The organism is Domibacillus sp. 8LH (assembly GCF_038806185.1).
GTDB lineage: Bacteria > Bacillota > Bacilli > Bacillales > Domibacillaceae > Domibacillus > Domibacillus indicus_A.
Genome location: NZ_JAVJNG010000011.1, coordinates 1 through 15,638 on the forward strand (window position 1 = coordinate 1; position 15,638 = coordinate 15,638).

A 15,638-nucleotide genomic window follows, 5' to 3' on the forward strand; every position below is an offset into this window, starting at 1 on the left:
ACCATCGGCGCTGAAGAGCTTAACGGCCGTGTTCGGGATGGGAACGGGTGTGACCTCTTCGCTATTGCCACCTGACTTTTTTACGACATTTATTATTATAACATATTAAACAAATTTAGCAATCCATTTTTCAAAGGAACTTGTAAGCAATTTGTTTTTATTGCTAACGACAAAAAATAATATATCATAACTTTTTGTCTTTATGCAAGTATTTTAAGAAGAATATTTTCTTCTTTTTCAAACTGAAAAGAAACTCACGTTTAATTACCTATCCTGTATAATACGAAACAAACACCTAAAGACTCTCCTTTATAGGAAGGCGGCAGATTGTATGGAATGGATAATTGATACTTCTTTACTGCTTAAGCTTGGGTTATCCGGCGGACTCGGGGTCATTATAGGGTTAGAACGCGAATTAAAAAGCAAGCCGGTCGGCTTAAAAACAAGCATCGTGATCTCCGTTATCAGCTGCCTGTTAACCGCTGTTTCAGTGGAATCTGTTTATCTTTATCATGGAGCTGCCGATGTAAATGTGACCATGGATCCTTTAAGATTAGCCGCCCAAATTGTTTCCGGCATTGGTTTTCTCGGTGCAGGTGTAATCCTGCACCGGGCAAATGACACCATTTCCGACTTAACGACTGCGGCCATGATCTGGGGCGCTGCAGGTATTGGTATTATTGTCGGTGCTGGCTTTTATGCGGCGGCACTTGCAGGTGTAATCCTTATTATCCTGGCTGTAGAAATGCTGCCTGTTGTTCTTCGGTTTGCCGGTCCAAGCCGCCTCCAGGAAAAAGACCTGCACATTAAATTAAGAACTGCCTCGCATCATTATGTTGAAGAAATTTTAAAAGACGTAGAAAAAGGCAAAATTACCGTTAAAGAAATTCGTATTTTATATGATGAAAAACGCCATACTCATTTACTGGTTTTTACCGCAGGTGTACATTTCAAAAGACGAACTACGGAAGTTTATTATACCCTATCTGAAATTCCCCATGTGCAATCTGTTGAGCTTGAAAGCACATAAGCAGACTTCCTTCTTCTTTTAAACAATAAAAAAAGCCGTTCCAATCGGAACAGCTTTTCATTCATCAATGTATGGAGACTATCGGGATCGAACCGACGACCTCTTGCATGCCATGCAAGCGCTCTCCCAGCTGAGCTAAGCCCCCGCCTTTAAGATATATGTATTTCTTAGCGTCTAGATTAAATTATAAAGATTTTTTCAGTTAATGCAAGTCTTTTTTAAAAAACTTCGGGGGAATTATTCCCCGCGAAGTCGTTTTTCAAGCTCAGCTTTCTTTTCCTCAAAACCTGGTTTGCCAAGAAGCGCAAACATATTCACTTTATATGCTTCTACGCCCGGCTGGTCAAACGGATTCACACCAAGAAGGTAGCCGCTGATTGCGCATGCTTTTTCAAAGAAATAAGCTGTGTAGCCGAATGTGTACGCGTCCATAGCTGGAATAGAAACGGTTAAGTTCGGTACACCGCCATCCGTATGAGCCAGAAGTGTGCCTTCAAATGCTTTATTATTCACGAAATCCACTGTTTCACCTGCCAGGTAATTTAACCCATCCAGATCATTTTCTGCTTTTTCAATCGTTAAGGACTTACGCGGGTTTTCAACACGAACAACGGTTTCAAACAAGTCGCGGCGCCCTTCCTGCACATATTGGCCCAATGAATGAAGATCTGTTGAGAAATTGGCAGATGATGGATAAATACCTTTAAAGTCTTTTCCTTCACTTTCACCAAATAACTGCTTCCACCACTCAGAGAAGTATTGAAGCCCTGGCTCATAGTTAATCAACATTTCAATTGTTTTGCCTTTGTTGTACAAAATATTACGAACTGCTGCGTACTGGTACGCTTCATTTTCTTGAAGTTCAGACGAGCTGTATGCTTCACGAGCATCGCGCGCTCCCTGCATCATGGCTTCAATATCCGCCCCTGCTGCTGCAATTGGCAGAAGGCCTACGGCTGTCAAAACGGAATAACGGCCGCCGACATCATCAGGAATAACAAATGTTTCGTATCCTTCTTCATCCGCAACGGTTTTTAAAGCGCCGCGTGCTTTGTCCGTCGTTGCGTAAATACGGCTCTTCGCTTCTTCTTTTCCATATTGTTTTTCAAGCAGGTCACGGAACAAGCGGAATGCAAGTGCCGGCTCTGTTGTAGTACCAGATTTGGAAATAACGTTAATTGACCAGTTTTTTCCTTCCAGCACTTCGATAAGGTCACTCATGTATGTAGAACTAATGTTATTTCCGGCAAAGAATACTTGCGGGCCGTTGCGCTTTTCAGATGAAAGCACGTTGTAGAAGCTGTGGTTCAGCATGTCAATTGCTGCACGGGCGCCAAGGTAAGAGCCGCCGATACCGATTACCACTAAAACATCAGAGTCCTGGCGGATTTTTCCGGCTGCTTTTTGAATACGGGCGAATTCTTCTTTATCATAATCAACCGGAAGGTCGATCCACCCAAGGTAGTCGCTTCCCTGGCCTGTTTTTTCATGCAAAGAATGGTGAGCTACTTTTACAGCGTCTTTTAAATAATCGATTTCATGTTCTCCGAAAAAAGGCAGTGCATTTGAGTAATCAAACTTAATATGCGTCATTCTTCATTACCCTCCATCTAAACGGTATTTTTCCACTTAACTGTATACGACTGTACGCGGTTTCGCAAGGAAAAAAACAAGGAAAAACCGGGCTTAATTCTGCCCGGTTAAAGTGATGCACGTAAGATCGCAACCACGTCTTCCCGGTCCAATTTAGTAAAATTCCCAAATGGACCATTAAATAACGTTTTTTCCGCCATTTCCTCAAGACGGCTGTCATCAATATCGTAGTCAGCAAGGCGTGACGGAGCTCCGATCGATGTCCAGAATGTACGAAGTGCTTCGATCCCTTCCAAGCCTGCTTCGCGATCTGATTTCCCTTCTGGGTCTACATCAAAAACACGTACGGCGAGCTGCTTGAAGCGTTCCGGTTTCACCTCGATATTGTGTTTCATCCAATTTGGAAAAATAATCGCCAGGCCGCCGCCATGCGGTATGTCGTACACAGCTGACACTGCATGCTCAATGTTATGGGTTGCCCAGTCGCCGCGGTACCCCATTTGCAGCATACCGTTTAATCCAAGCGTACCGGCAAACATTACTGTTTCACGCAGCTTTTCATCCTGAAGGTTATTCATAAGCGCCGGTGCTTTTTCTATCAGTGTTTTCATTGTCCCTTCAATTAAACGATCCTGCACATCGGTTTCCTCTGCATTGTGGAAGTATTGTTCCAACATATGTGACATCATATCTACGATCCCATAGATGGTTTGATCAAGCGGCACCGTTAACGTCCATTTCGGATCACAAATAGAAAATTTCGGGAAGGTGTGTGGGCTTCCCCACCCAAGTTTTTCATTTGTATCCCAATTTGTAATAACGGATCCTGAATTCATTTCAGAAGCAGTCGCTGCGTGGGTTAAAATTGTTCCAAATGGAAGCGCTTCTTCCACAGTGGCTTTTCGTGTAATAAAGTCCCATGGATCTCCTTCAAACTTCGCGGCTGCTGCAATCGCTTTGGTACAGTCAATCACACTGCCGCCTCCAACCGCCAGAATAAAAGAAACGTCATTTGCCCGGCACAGTTCTGCACCGCGCTTGACCGTTGAAAGGCGAGGATTCGGTTCTACACCGGAAAGCTCCGTAATATTAAAGCCGTCAAGCTGCTCAATGACTTCATCGTAAAGACCGCTTTTTTTTATGCTGCCGCCTCCATAAACGAGAAGGATGTTTTCACCAAACGGAGCAACATTATCCCGTAATTGCATCGCTGTATCTTTACCAAAAATCCACTTTACCGGGTTCCAGTACACAAATTGATTCATTTATTTCAGCTCCTTTTCTTTTTCATTATGCGAAAGAAGCTGTTTGTTTTTCAACTGATTGACCTTGAGGCATAAAAAAACCGGCTGATGATCAGCCGGTTTATACCCACCCTCTAAACTTGGAAGCTTCTGCCGCGCGGCGCACGCCGACCATGTAGGCGGCAAGACGCATATTGACACCGCGTGTTTGCGCAACTTCATAAATATTATCAAATGCTTTCGTTAAGTTGTCATGCAATTTTTTATTTACTTCTTCTTCCGTCCAATAGTAGCCCTGGTTGTTTTGCACCCATTCAAAGTAAGATACCGTTACACCACCGGAGCTTGCCAGAACATCTGGAACAAGCAAAATATCGCGTTCTGATAAAATCTTTGTTGCTTCAAGCGTTGTTGGTCCATTTGCCGCCTCTACTACAATGGATGCTTTAATATTATGTGCATTGTCAGCGGTAATTTGATTTGAGATAGCCGCCGGCACCAAAATATCACACTCCATCTCTAAAAGCTGCTGGTTTGTAATTGTATTATCAAACAGTGTCGTAATCGTCCCAAAACTATCACGGCGGTCTAATAAGTAATCAATATCAAGACCGTTTGGATCATAAAGTCCGCCATACGCATCTGAAATACCAACGACTTTCGCCCCGGCATCATGCATAAATTTCGATAAAAAGCTTCCGGCGTTTCCAAATCCCTGAACGATCACACGAGCGCCTTTAATATCAATGTTTCGCTTTTTAGCAGCTTCGTGAATACAAATCGTTACACCTTGGGCAGTCGCTTTTTCACGGCCATGTGATCCTCCAAGTGCAAGCGGCTTTCCGGTAATAAATCCAGGTGAATCAAATTCACGAATCCGGCTGTATTCATCCATCATCCAGGCCATAATCTGGGAATTTGTATACACATCCGGAGCTGGAATATCTTTTGTCGGGCCGACAATCTGGCTGATCGCCCGAACATAGCCACGGCTGATATTCTCAATTTCACGCATAGACAGCTGACGAGGATCACATACAACGCCACCTTTTCCGCCGCCATATGGAAGATCTACAATACCAGCTTTTAGCGTCATCCACATCGACAGCGCTTTCACTTCTTCTTCATTGACTTCAGGGTGAAAGCGGACTCCGCCTTTTGTCGGGCCAGGTGCGTCATTGTGCTGCGCCCGGTAGCCGGTGAAAATTTTAACCGATCCATCATCCATTTTCACCGGAATGCGCACCGTCATCATCCGGAGCGGCTCTTTCAACAGCTCGTACATTTCTTCTGTGTAACCGAGTTTTGTCAGCGCTTCTTTAATGACATTCTGGGTTGATGTGAATAAGTTTAAGTTCTCAGCCATGTACCTTCGCCTCTTTTATTCTCATTTTTTCAATCTTGCTTTTTGCTTCCGTTTTCATTTTCATTTTACGCCGGTGCAAGGATGATTCGCAAGCAATCCGTCACCCTTTTTTTCGTTCTTCTTTCATTGATTGCTCGATCCACTCCTGCAGCTTGTCCTGAAGTGGATGAAAACCGTCTCCGTCATCATCAATACGAATACCGCGCCGATGGTTTCGGCCTCCTTCGTCTGTTGCCCGGATCGACAAGCTGATCTTGCTTTCGTCCTCATTTACCGATAGCACTTTTACCGTAATTTCATCGCCCACCGTTAAATAATCATGGACATCACGGACAAATCCATGGGTAATTTCCGAAATGTGGACAAGTCCCTGACGGCCATGATCCAGCGCTACAAATGCACCATATGGCTGGATGCCGGTAATTTTCCCGGTCACAATTTGTCCCGGTTCAAATTTTGGTTCCATCAAATCTCTCCAGTTTTTTTGTGGTTTCTTGTTTTATGCGTCGCGATATTATATCACACTTTTGATTGACATAACATTATCTGCCGGTTTTTTAACAAAAAAAGAAGTGCCGTTTACACGGCACTTCTTTTCTGCTTCTCTAAAAAGCGGCTAATTCGTTTGATGGCTTCCTGCAGCTGGCTCATAGAGGATGCATAGGAACAACGAATGTATCCTTCCCCTCCCTTACCGAACACGGAGCCCGGCACTACAGCGACTTTTTCTTCAAGCAGCAGCCCTTCGGCAAACTGTTCAGAAGTTAAACCTGTTGATTGAATGGATGGAAACACGTAAAAAGCACCGCCCGGCAAATGGCAGTCAAGACCGATTTCTTTAAACGACTGCACCATGTAATTACGACGCTGCCGGTAATCTTTTTTCATGCTTTCCACGTCCGTCATTCCGTTCTGCAAAGCTTCGACGGCTGCATACTGTGCAGGTGTAGAAGCACACATCATCGTATATTGATGAATTTTCAACATGGCCCGTGAGATTTCTTCGGGCGCGCACGTAAAGCCAAGCCGCCAGCCGGTCATGGCAAATCCTTTGGAAAAGCCGTTAATTAAAATCGTCCGTTCTCGCATTCCGCTGAGTGATGCTATCGATGTGTGTGACTGGTCGTATGCCAGCTCTGCGTATATTTCATCCGCAATTACAAGCAAATCGTGTTTTTTCACAATCGAAGCGATCGCTTCAAGATCCTCCCGGTCCAGCTGTGTGCCGGTCGGATTATTTGGATAGCAAAGCAAAACGGCTTTCGTTTTCGGGGTAATCGCTGCTTCAAGCTGCTCCGGCTGCAGTTTAAAGCCGGTCTCTCCCGTTGTGCCAATCGTTACAGCATGACCGCCTGTCAACTCTACCAGGGGAGCGTAAGACACAAAGCAAGGCTCTACCACAATGATTTCATCACCTGGGTCAATAATCGCACGCATCGCAATATCGAGTGCCTGACTTGCCCCTACCGTAACAATCACTTCTTCTTTCGGAGAATAACTTACTCGAAACCGGTCTGCCATATAACGGGCGATCTCAGTCCGCAGTTCTATTAAACCGGCATTCGCCGTATAAGAGGTAAAGCCTCGCTCTAATGAATTGATAGCAGCTTCCCGTACAGACCATGTAGTGACAAAGTCGGGCTCCCCTACACCGAGAGAAACAACTCCTTCCATTGTCGCAGCCAGGTCAAAAAATTTCCGGATACCGGACGGGCGCATTTTTTCCACAGACTTTGCAACATAACTTTTTTTAGTGAGTGTCATTATGGCGACACCACGATTCGGTTATCTTCACGCTTTGATGCATAAATCTTGCCATCATGCTTATATTTTTTCAATTGAAAATGAGTAGTTGTGGAAACGACTGAATCGAGCGTAGATAATTTTCCGGAAACAAAGCGGGCAATTTCATTCATGGACTGCCCTTCAACGGTTACCGATAAATCATAAACGCCTGACATTAAATAAACAGAGCTGACTTCTTTGAAGCGGTAAATCCGTTCTGCCACTTCGTCAAAACCGACACCTCGTTTCGGCGTGACTTTCACGTCGATCATCGCCGTTACACCTGTGAAATTGTCCATCTTCGCCCAGTCAACGAGTGTGGCGTAGTGAACAATCACCTTTTCTTCTTCCAGGCGGCGAATCGTCTCCGCGACTTCAGTTTCTGACGTACCGATCATTTTGGCAATGTCCGCTGCCTCAAACCGTGCGTCTTTTTGCAGAATTTCCAGAATTTCCACTTCTTTTTCATTCAGCTTCATTACGAATCCTCCTCAACGATATCAAAAGCTACATGGATCATTATAGCAAAAAACGAAACGATTTGTGTACTTCACTAAAAAAAACGATTATATTTGTGTTTTTTCACAAAGAGCAAGAAATGGTTTGTTTAATAGAAAGCAGTTTTTTTGCGAGATGAATAGGGTCTCCTCCCGGCATTGGAGCATCAAACGAATGCTCATAAATACGGCGAATCTCTGCCGCCAGCTTTTCAGCATCGTCCTCCTGGTGAACCGCATAAATCGCATCCGCCATTTCTGTATCGTAAAATCCTTCTCCTGCTTTATAAGGGTCAAACGTCTGCAGTACGTCTGCAAGCGCAAAGTTTAGTTGAGCAGTTTCATTCATTTGTATCACCTTCCAACTTGATGTATGTTTATTGTCAAGGAGAGTGAAAGGCATGTCAAGATTTGATGAAGTCATTGAGCGCCGCGGAACAAACGCGGTAAAATGGGATGGATTAAAAACCGTATTTGGCCGCGAAGATGTCTTGCCGATGTGGGTGGCAGATATGGATTTTAAAGCACCGGATGTTGTGATTGAAGCCATTAAACAATCAGCGGAGCATGGCGTGTACGGCTATACGATTGTACCAGACTCTACGCGGGAGGCTATCGTCAACTGGATGCAAGACCGGCATGGCTGGGCCATAAAAAAAGAATGGCTGCTGTTTAATCATGGTGTGGTTCCGTCTATTGGTGCAGCTGTTGAAGCGTTGACCGAGCCGGGAGATGGGGTGATTGTGCAGCCGCCTGTTTACAATCCATTTTTTGATATGATTCAGCGAAACGGGCGCACGCTTGTGTACAATGAGCTGCTTCTTCAAGACGGGCGTTACGAAATGGATTTCGCGGATCTTGAACAAAAAATGGTTCAAGAGAAAGCAAAAATGATGGTGCTCTGTTCCCCTCATAATCCAGGCGGCCGTGTCTGGACAGCGGAAGAGCTAGCAAAAACAGCGGACCTGTGTGAAAAGCATGGCATTATCCTTGTTTCAGATGAAATTCATTCTGATTTAACACGTGCGCCTCATAAACACGTCCCCGCTGCATCACTGAAAGAAGAATATGCTGCTTTTACGATTACACTTATCGCCCCAAGCAAAACGTTTAACTTAGCCGGCCTGCAGGCTTCCGCTCTTATTGTGCCGGATAAAACCATTCGCACGAAATTGCAGACGCTGTTTGCGAAACAAGGTCAGTTTACACTGAATCAGATGGGCATTGTCGGCATGGAAGCGGCTTATCGATACGGCCATGAGTGGCTCGATGAAGTGTTGGAATATATTCATGGAAATGTACAGCTAGTAAAAGAATATGCAGATGAACATATTCCCGCTCTTTCTGTTATGAAACCGGAAGGAAGCTATCTCGTTTGGGTAGACTGCCGAACACTTGGCCTTTCAGACAAAGAGCTGCTGGATCTTTTTCTCAAGCATGGTGTAGCTCTTGGAAACGGCGCTAAGTACGGACCGGGCGGAGAAGGCTTTATGCGGATTAATGTCGCCTGCCCGCGCTCTGCTGTGGCTGAAACGATGGAACGAATGAAAAGAGCCGTAGAATCCCTTTAATCGAAAAAAGCCAGGCCGCAGAACGGCCTGGCTTTTTATACACCCTTTTTGTTTCCCCACACAAATGTATGCAGCTGCGGAAGCACCCGCACTTGTTTAAAATCAGCATCCGGCATAACAAGGTTAATCAGCCATTCGTACCGGCCTGCTAAGTGAGCAAGCAGCCGGCTGTCATCTTCTTCATCAAGCCGGTCGTTGCCTACCTGCAAGTAAAACGGCACATTCGGAAACCGTTTATGCACACTCTTTGCATAAGCTAAGTCTTCTTCATTAAAAACAACCACTTTTAAGCTGACAGACTGGCCGGCTGTCTGCGTCACAATATGAGCCAGTTTATCAAAGTCCGTCACCATGCCAGAGCTCGGCGGCTTTGGCGAAATCGTCAGTTCATCAATGTCTTTAAACCAGGGCTGATACTTTGTTCCCTGCGTTTCAAGCGCAGATGTGATGCCTTTTTCTTTAAACAGCTCAAGGAGCCCATCAATATGCGGCAAAAGCGCAGGGTTGCCTCCTGAAATCGTTACATGATCAAACGTATTTCCTCCAACACTGCAAAGCTCCGCCCAAATTTCTTCCGGTGTCATTTTACGAATCTCGTCTTTTGCACTTCCATCCCACGTAAAAGCCGAGTCACACCAGGAACAGCGATAATCACAGCCGGCCGTCCGGACGAACATTGTCTTGCGGCCAATGACGGCTCCTTCCCCTTGAACAGTCGGACCAAAAATCTCTAATACAGGAATCATACAAAATCACCTTTTTTCGGACGGAAAACCACATAGCTTGTTGGTGTTTCACGCACAAACACCTGAAGGCATTTTGGCTTATTGGCCATTTGATCGAGTTCTTTTTGGATCACTTCCCAAATTGTGCGGGCTACCACTTCCGTTGTGGGAAAGCGTTCCGAAAGATCCTCGGAAAAAAGCCCATCTTCGTTTAAAAGAGTATGGTCAAAACGTTTGTGCACAAGTGACTTGATCAGCTGAAAATTCACTAAAAAGCCCGAATCGTTCAGCTGGTCCCCAGCAACCGTAATGTTGACGAAGTACGTATGTCCATGTATGTTCCGGCAGGCTCCCGCTTCTTCATGCGGCACATAGTGCGCTGCGGCAAAATGAAAATCTTTGTTTAATTCATAGCGGAAATCATGCGCTGGCGCTGGATAAATCTGCTGCATCATTGCACGCCGCCTCCTTTTTCCTCTATAAACTGATCAAGGCCGTTTTGACGCAGGCGGCATGCCGGGCATTCGCCGCACCCCGACCCCTTTATTCCGTTATAGCAGGTGAGCGTCCGATCCCGCACATATTCAAAAGCGCCCAGTTCATCGGCAAGCTTCCATGTTTCTTTTTTATCCAGCCACATAAGCGGGGTATGAATCACAAAATCATGGTCCATTGATAAGTTAAGCGTGACATTCAATGATTTCACAAAAGAATCACGGCAATCCGGGTAGCCGCTAAAATCTGTTTCACACACGCCTGTTACAATGTGACGGGCTCCAGCCTGCTTTCCAAGAATCGCCGCAAACGAAAGAAACAGCAGATTGCGTCCTTCCACAAATGTAGATGGAAGCTCCCCTTCTTTGATTTCAATATCGATATCAGAACGAGTCAGTGCACTCGGTGCCAGCTGGTTTAGCAATCCCATATCAAGCACATGGTGCGGCACCCCTAAATCAGCGGCAATTTCTTTTGCTACCTCAATTTCAGCATCATGCCGCTGTCCGTAATTAAACGTTACTGCAATCACATCTTTAAAGGTTTGTTTAGCCCAGAACAAGCATGTAGTACTGTCCTGGCCGCCGCTGAAAACAACAACGGCTTTTTCATTTTTTAACATATAGTCTTCCTTCTTTCTTATTCGAAAGAAATGGAACGCGAAGACACGAGAAAAAAACCGTCATCTGCCGGTTTTTTCCTTAGTTTTTTATAGAGGGAATTCGCGAACCTCTCCCGCCCTGGGGCGGAATGTCTTCTTTCATTTATTGATAACGCTTATCGCTTCGTTTTGTTGGCTCTTTGAATTTGTTCTTCCAAATGCTTTGTCCGCTCTTCTTCTTTTCTCGATATACGTTTAATTAGAAGAAACGCGCCGATTGCCATCAGCACAAACACACTCATTGAGATGGCTGCTGGAATGTACTCGCTTTTGTCTTCTGGGAAATACAAAAAATTACCAAATCCGATCAAAAGATTCATCCACACAGGCCATGCCTCCATTCATTGTTCCCGTCTATTATAGCAGGACACTTTCATAAATCCAACTGTACGATAATGTTATTTCCATTCACACAGGAATATTGATACAATAATCCATTAAGGAGGGAAAAATATGAACATTGGTGATTTAGTAACAGCCCATTATAAATCAGGCAAATATATTGGAACGATTACTGGCATCCGCCCCGGTATCTATACAGTGAAAATTTCATCTGTTTTACGTCACCCTGCCCAGGGAGATCTGCACAATCCAAACGAAGCGGATGTGCCGTTTTTTCATGAGCGCAAAGCATTAGCGCATCACGAGCAGGCGAATATTCCGGAATCAGCTGTCCACTCTTACGAAGGAGTTCCCCTGGAGTACAATGAATCTCTCATTGCAGCTGTTCACAAGCTTGAAACAAGATTAAAAGACCGGGAAAATGCTTTTTCTGCCCGCAGCCTCGAGGCACTTCAGTCTGTGAAAAAAGAATATGAACTTATGTACAAAGTTTCGTTCAAATAGCCCACTTTTGTGAAGAAGAGCCCTTTATTTCCAAAGTTATTTCCTTTATTATGGTACATATGCACGTTTAAACCTCGAAAAAGGCGGTTAGTGAATGAGAACGGTTTTAGGATATGTACTCATTATTTTACTGATTCCCCTCTCTGTTTTAACATTTTATTATGCGGATGCAGAAGCGGGAAAAGTGCAAAATTTTGATGATTACGTAGAAGAAAAGATAGTCATTAACGAAGTAGATCTGCCTCAGGCAAGCAAGATAAAAGACACAAACGGGGATATTTACGTTGAGTTATATCAGCCTAACCGAATTGTAGTCGATGGGGAAAAAATCCCTTCTTTTCTAAAAGAACTCTTTCTTCAGTCGGAAGACAAGCATTTCTATGAACATTCCGGTATTGATGCGGCAGCTGTGATTCGTGCATTCATGGTTAACGCTCAGTCAGACGAAATTGAACAAGGCGCCAGTACGATTACCCAGCAGGTGGCACGCAATATTTATCTGACACAGGACCGGACGTTAGCACGGAAAATTGCCGAAGTGCTGTATTCCTATCAGATCGAGAAAAAACTAGAAAAAGAAGAAATACTAGATTTATATTTAAACGTTATTTATTTCAACCACAACACATATGGTGTTGAAGCGGCTGCGCAGTATTACTTCCAAAAGCCGGTGGACAAGCTGTCCAAAGCACAGATGGCTTTTATTGCAGCCATCCCAAACAATCCAACTCTTTATGATCCTGAAAGAAACTTTGAAAATACGAAAAAGCGTCAGGAACGGCTGATTGATATTATGGCCCGTGAGGAATTTATTACTCCTGAAGAAGCGGAACAAATCAAAAGTGAAAAAATCACGTTAAAAGTAAGGGATCGTTTAGATAAATATCCAGACTACTCAACTTACGTGATGCATGAATTCAGAGAGCTGATTTCAGAGTCGGAAGGCTTTGACCAGCAGCTTTTAAACGCTGAGGGCGACGCCCGTGAAGCGATCCAGCAAAAGCTGAGCGACCGCGTCGCAGAAGTACTGGCGTCCGGTATTGTCATTCACACAGCGCTTGACCCGGACATTCAATCAAAAGCAGTAAATGCCGTCAATAACGTGCTGGCCGGCTCATCAGTCCAGGCATCTGCTGCCGTGATTGGCAATCAATCTCATGATATTGTAGCGATGTCCGGCGGAAAAGACTTCCAAAAAACAGATTTTAACCGCGCTTTCCAAGGATACCGCCAGCCAGGTTCAACAATTAAGCCGCTGCTTGATTATGCGCCTTATCTCGATACGTATGGAGCGGGCATCAATGACATGGTTTCAGCGGATAATTACTGCTATCAAGGCTACTGCCCATCCAATTACAGTAAAACAGAGTATGGAATGGTGCCTATCAAAGAAGCGCTGGCCAAGTCACATAATACAGCCGCTCTGCGCCTTCTAACAAAAACAGGCATGGAACGGGCTTACAGCTACCTGGATAAGTTTGAATTTGAAAAAGTAACAGAAACCGATCATAACGCTCCTGCAACAGCACTGGGCGGCTTTGATTACGGGATGACCACATTAGAAATGGCAAGCGCCTATACATCCTTTATTGATGGCACGTATACAAAACCTCATGCGATCAAACGTGTTACGGACTTTAACGGCAATACGCTGTTTACATGGGACGAAGAGCCGGTCCGAGTCTGGTCAACGGCCACTTCTTACAAAATGCGGGCGATGCTGGCCAATGTTGTAAAAAATGGTACCGGAAAAAAAGCGAACTTTGCTACGTCGTATATTGGCGGGAAAACCGGTACAACAAACAGCTATCGTGATCTTTGGTTTGTCGGGTTGACAGAAGGCTACACAGCTGCTGTATGGACCGGGAAAGACAAATACGAAAACAAGTGGGATAATATTCGCTTTATGGAATCCTATGCCCCGCACCAGCTGATCTGGAAACGCATTATGAGATAATGAAAACGCACATCCGAACCGGATGTGCGTTTTTTTTTGCAAAGAAAAACCGGACGCAGGGTCCGGTTCTGATTCATTATGCATTTGTTTCGTCGTAGATTGGCACCCAGCCTTCTGTTGTTACGAAAATACGGACGGCAACCACTTTACGATCGTCCATCAACGTAAAGTAATGGCGCGTGTTGACCGGTACAGAAATCAAATCCCCCGGCTCAAGTTCAACATTAAAGAACTGGCCGTCTTTTGCCTGGATCGCAAAAATTCCATGGCCGCTGACGATAAAACGAACTTCGTCATCTGTGTGGATATGGATTTTTTGAAAGTTTGTTAAAAGCTCATCTAAATTAGGTGTGCTGTCAGACAGGGAAATCACGTCGTGCGCCTGGTAGCCGCGGCGCTCTGAAATATCACGGATTTCTTCACCGAACACATCAAGGATTTGCTGCTTTTCTTCATCTGACAACGCATAGTTTTCACGAAGGTTTTCCGGAAGTTTGGAAATATCCCATTTTTCATAAATAACTTCCTGTGCTGCTAAAAATGCATCAATTGCATTTTTATCGGTAATACGTTCGCCTGTTTCTTGGAATTGAATGACTGCCATTTTGTTATCTTCCTTTCAACATCTGTAGTTTAATATGCCATGAAAACAAAAATTCATAGGCTTCTAAAAACTTTTTCGCTTCGAATGCATCTTTGCCCCATACCGTAATACCGTGATTACGGATCAAAACGGCACCAGCATCCTGTGTAACATAGCGGCCGAACTCTTTGGCGAGAGCCGGGATATGGGCATGATTCGGAATAATAGGTACCGTAATCGATGCATTTTCTTCCCAAATGCCAAATGCTTTAATGATTTCCTGGCCGCTGAATGTTACTGCTCCTTCTTCAGCGCACAGCTCAGAGATGACATTATTGTCCACCGTGTGCACGTGGAGGCTGCAGCCGGCAGCCGTTTTCCCATACACTTCTACGTGAAGAAGTGTTTCAGCGGACGGCTTACCGGTAAATCCTTCAATCGCTTGACCTTGAAGGTCTACAAGCAAAAAATCCTCATCCGTTTCTTTTCGCTTGTCTTTGCCGCTGGCTGTTACTAAAAAAGACTCGTCGTCTACTTTAATAGATAGATTTCCACTTGTGCCGGGAAACCAATCACGGGCAGCAAGCTCTCTTTTAACCTCCGCCAGATCATTCCATCTTAATTGTAATGCATTCATTTCACTACCTCTTTCACATGGTCGATAACATCCCAAAACGTTTCAAATGGCTTGTGAGGAAGGCCCAGCTCTTCGCTTTTTTGCAGCAGCAAATCTCTGGCAATCACAAAGCTGGCAAGCTTGGCTGCTTCAAGGTCGGTCACGGAGTCCCCGATCACAATCATCTCCTGTCCCGGCGCAATATGACGGACAATCGACGGTTTGCAGCAGCCGCACTCGTTTGTACAATGCTCGTCACAGGAATGCGGCCATTTAATATGAATATGGCTGCCTGAGAAATCAGCTTCATTGCAGTAAATATGGTCTTCCGGCACAAGGCCCTGTAAAATTGGTTTCACGAAAAAGTCCATTCCGCCGCTGACTACGTAAAGCGGAATACCTGCCTCTTTTGTATACGCGACAAACTCAGTAAATCCTTCCCGAATTTTTGCATCTGCCAGAATAAACTCTGTAATTTCACTTCTTTGAGAAGACGGAAGCAATGAAAACATTCGGCCGACGCCTTCCTTAATCGAGATTTTCTGGGAAAGGACGTCGTCTTTCAACGCATTCCATTCTGGAGGAGCGAATTTCTTCATGATGGCAATAATATTGTCATTCTTTGTAATAGTGCCATCAAAGTCACAAATAATAACGGGGTTTTGCATC

General features: G+C 44.7%; 18 protein-coding genes, 1 tRNA gene, 1 rRNA gene and 1 riboswitch. Of the genes, 4 read left to right on the forward strand and 16 right to left on the reverse strand.

The window, feature by feature from the left end; all coding sequences use genetic code 11:
- A 5S ribosomal RNA gene (gene rrf / locus RG959_RS13565) occupies positions 1–75 on the reverse strand; the annotation flags it as partial.
- Positions 76–331: 256 nt separating this feature from the next.
- On the opposite strand from rrf, the gene RG959_RS13570 reads away from it, so the two are divergent.
- A complete protein-coding gene (locus RG959_RS13570; protein WP_342797560.1) occupies positions 332–1,030 on the forward strand; it encodes an MgtC/SapB family protein in 699 nt (232 codons plus the stop codon).
- A gap of 72 nt (positions 1,031–1,102) precedes the next feature.
- On the opposite strand, the gene RG959_RS13575 is transcribed toward RG959_RS13570, so the two are convergent.
- The 8 genes from RG959_RS13575 to RG959_RS13610 all read right to left on the reverse strand — a co-directional run bounded on the left by RG959_RS13575 (position 1,103) and on the right by RG959_RS13610 (position 7,864).
- Positions 1,103–1,175 (reverse strand) — tRNA-Ala (locus tag RG959_RS13575).
- A gap of 92 nt (positions 1,176–1,267) precedes the next feature.
- Positions 1,268–2,623, reverse strand: a complete 1,356-nt coding sequence (locus RG959_RS13580) for a glucose-6-phosphate isomerase (protein WP_309088891.1) — start codon at positions 2,621–2,623, stop codon at positions 1,268–1,270.
- A gap of 107 nt (positions 2,624–2,730) precedes the next feature.
- Positions 2,731–3,888: an iron-containing alcohol dehydrogenase gene (locus RG959_RS13585; protein WP_342797561.1), complete on the reverse strand. Its 1,158-nt coding sequence runs from the start codon at positions 3,886–3,888 to the stop codon at positions 2,731–2,733.
- Between the two features lie 100 nt (positions 3,889–3,988).
- The gene (locus RG959_RS13590; protein WP_251269730.1) at positions 3,989–5,233 is read right to left on the reverse strand and encodes a Glu/Leu/Phe/Val family dehydrogenase; all 1,245 of its coding nucleotides are present in this window, start codon (positions 5,231–5,233) and stop codon (positions 3,989–3,991) included.
- Between the two features lie 100 nt (positions 5,234–5,333).
- Complete coding sequence (yugI, locus tag RG959_RS13595; RefSeq protein WP_050183036.1) at positions 5,334–5,699, reverse strand: S1 domain-containing post-transcriptional regulator GSP13; 366 nt, start codon at positions 5,697–5,699, stop codon at positions 5,334–5,336.
- A 113-nt stretch (positions 5,700–5,812) separates the two neighbouring features.
- A complete protein-coding gene (locus RG959_RS13600) occupies positions 5,813–6,997 on the reverse strand; it encodes an aminotransferase (protein WP_342797562.1) in 1,185 nt (394 codons plus the stop codon).
- Complete coding sequence (locus tag RG959_RS13605) at positions 6,997–7,497, reverse strand: Lrp/AsnC family transcriptional regulator (protein ID WP_342797563.1); 501 nt, start codon at positions 7,495–7,497, stop codon at positions 6,997–6,999. Before RG959_RS13605 ends, RG959_RS13600 begins: the two co-directional genes overlap by 1 nt.
- Before the next feature lie 103 nt (positions 7,498–7,600).
- Entirely contained in the window at positions 7,601–7,864 is a 264-nt protein-coding gene (locus RG959_RS13610) for a DUF1871 family protein (protein WP_342797564.1), read from the reverse strand.
- Between the two features lie 52 nt (positions 7,865–7,916).
- Here RG959_RS13610 and RG959_RS13615 point away from each other — a divergent pair, with 52 nt between their 5' ends.
- Positions 7,917–9,086 carry a MalY/PatB family protein gene (locus RG959_RS13615; protein WP_342797565.1) on the forward strand — a complete coding sequence of 390 codons (1,170 nt, stop codon included), beginning with the start codon at positions 7,917–7,919 and terminating at the stop codon, positions 9,084–9,086.
- Positions 9,087–9,121: 35 nt separating this feature from the next.
- Here the strand turns inward: RG959_RS13615 and queE are convergent, their stop codons facing one another.
- From queE to RG959_RS13635, 4 genes are all read right to left on the reverse strand, one after another.
- Positions 9,122–9,832: a 7-carboxy-7-deazaguanine synthase QueE gene (gene queE / locus RG959_RS13620; RefSeq protein WP_342797566.1), complete on the reverse strand. Its 711-nt coding sequence runs from the start codon at positions 9,830–9,832 to the stop codon at positions 9,122–9,124.
- Positions 9,829–10,266: a 6-carboxytetrahydropterin synthase QueD gene (gene queD / locus RG959_RS13625; protein ID WP_342797567.1), complete on the reverse strand. Its 438-nt coding sequence runs from the start codon at positions 10,264–10,266 to the stop codon at positions 9,829–9,831. The genes queE and queD overlap by 4 nt, the downstream gene beginning before the upstream one ends.
- The gene (gene queC, locus RG959_RS13630; protein ID WP_315694665.1) at positions 10,263–10,928 is read right to left on the reverse strand and encodes a 7-cyano-7-deazaguanine synthase QueC; all 666 of its coding nucleotides are present in this window, start codon (positions 10,926–10,928) and stop codon (positions 10,263–10,265) included. Before queC ends, queD begins: the two co-directional genes overlap by 4 nt.
- 73 nt (positions 10,929–11,001) lie before the next feature.
- Positions 11,002–11,045: riboswitch (PreQ1 riboswitch) on the reverse strand.
- A gap of 38 nt (positions 11,046–11,083) precedes the next feature.
- Complete coding sequence (locus RG959_RS13635) at positions 11,084–11,287, reverse strand: hypothetical protein (RefSeq protein ID WP_342797654.1); 204 nt, start codon at positions 11,285–11,287, stop codon at positions 11,084–11,086.
- Between the two features lie 133 nt (positions 11,288–11,420).
- Here RG959_RS13635 and kapB point away from each other — a divergent pair, with 133 nt between their 5' ends.
- Complete coding sequence (kapB, locus tag RG959_RS13640) at positions 11,421–11,813, forward strand: kinase-associated lipoprotein KapB (protein ID WP_342797568.1); 393 nt, start codon at positions 11,421–11,423, stop codon at positions 11,811–11,813.
- Between the two features lie 94 nt (positions 11,814–11,907).
- Positions 11,908–13,770 carry a transglycosylase domain-containing protein gene (locus RG959_RS13645; RefSeq protein ID WP_342797569.1) on the forward strand — a complete coding sequence of 621 codons (1,863 nt, stop codon included), beginning with the start codon at positions 11,908–11,910 and terminating at the stop codon, positions 13,768–13,770.
- A gap of 76 nt (positions 13,771–13,846) precedes the next feature.
- Here the strand turns inward: RG959_RS13645 and RG959_RS13650 are convergent, their stop codons facing one another.
- From RG959_RS13650 to RG959_RS13660, 3 genes are read right to left on the reverse strand one after another with little or no spacing between them, the layout of a single operon-like run.
- On the reverse strand, positions 13,847–14,374 hold the full coding sequence (locus RG959_RS13650) for a 1,2-dihydroxy-3-keto-5-methylthiopentene dioxygenase (RefSeq protein WP_342797570.1): 528 nt from the start codon (positions 14,372–14,374) through the stop codon (positions 13,847–13,849).
- 4 nt (positions 14,375–14,378) lie between these two features.
- A complete protein-coding gene (locus RG959_RS13655; RefSeq protein ID WP_342797571.1) occupies positions 14,379–14,990 on the reverse strand; it encodes a methylthioribulose 1-phosphate dehydratase in 612 nt (203 codons plus the stop codon).
- Complete coding sequence (locus RG959_RS13660; RefSeq protein WP_342797655.1) at positions 14,987–15,637, reverse strand: 2-hydroxy-3-keto-5-methylthiopentenyl-1-phosphate phosphatase; 651 nt, start codon at positions 15,635–15,637, stop codon at positions 14,987–14,989. Before RG959_RS13660 ends, RG959_RS13655 begins: the two co-directional genes overlap by 4 nt.
- Position 15,638: the final 1 nt, after the last annotated feature.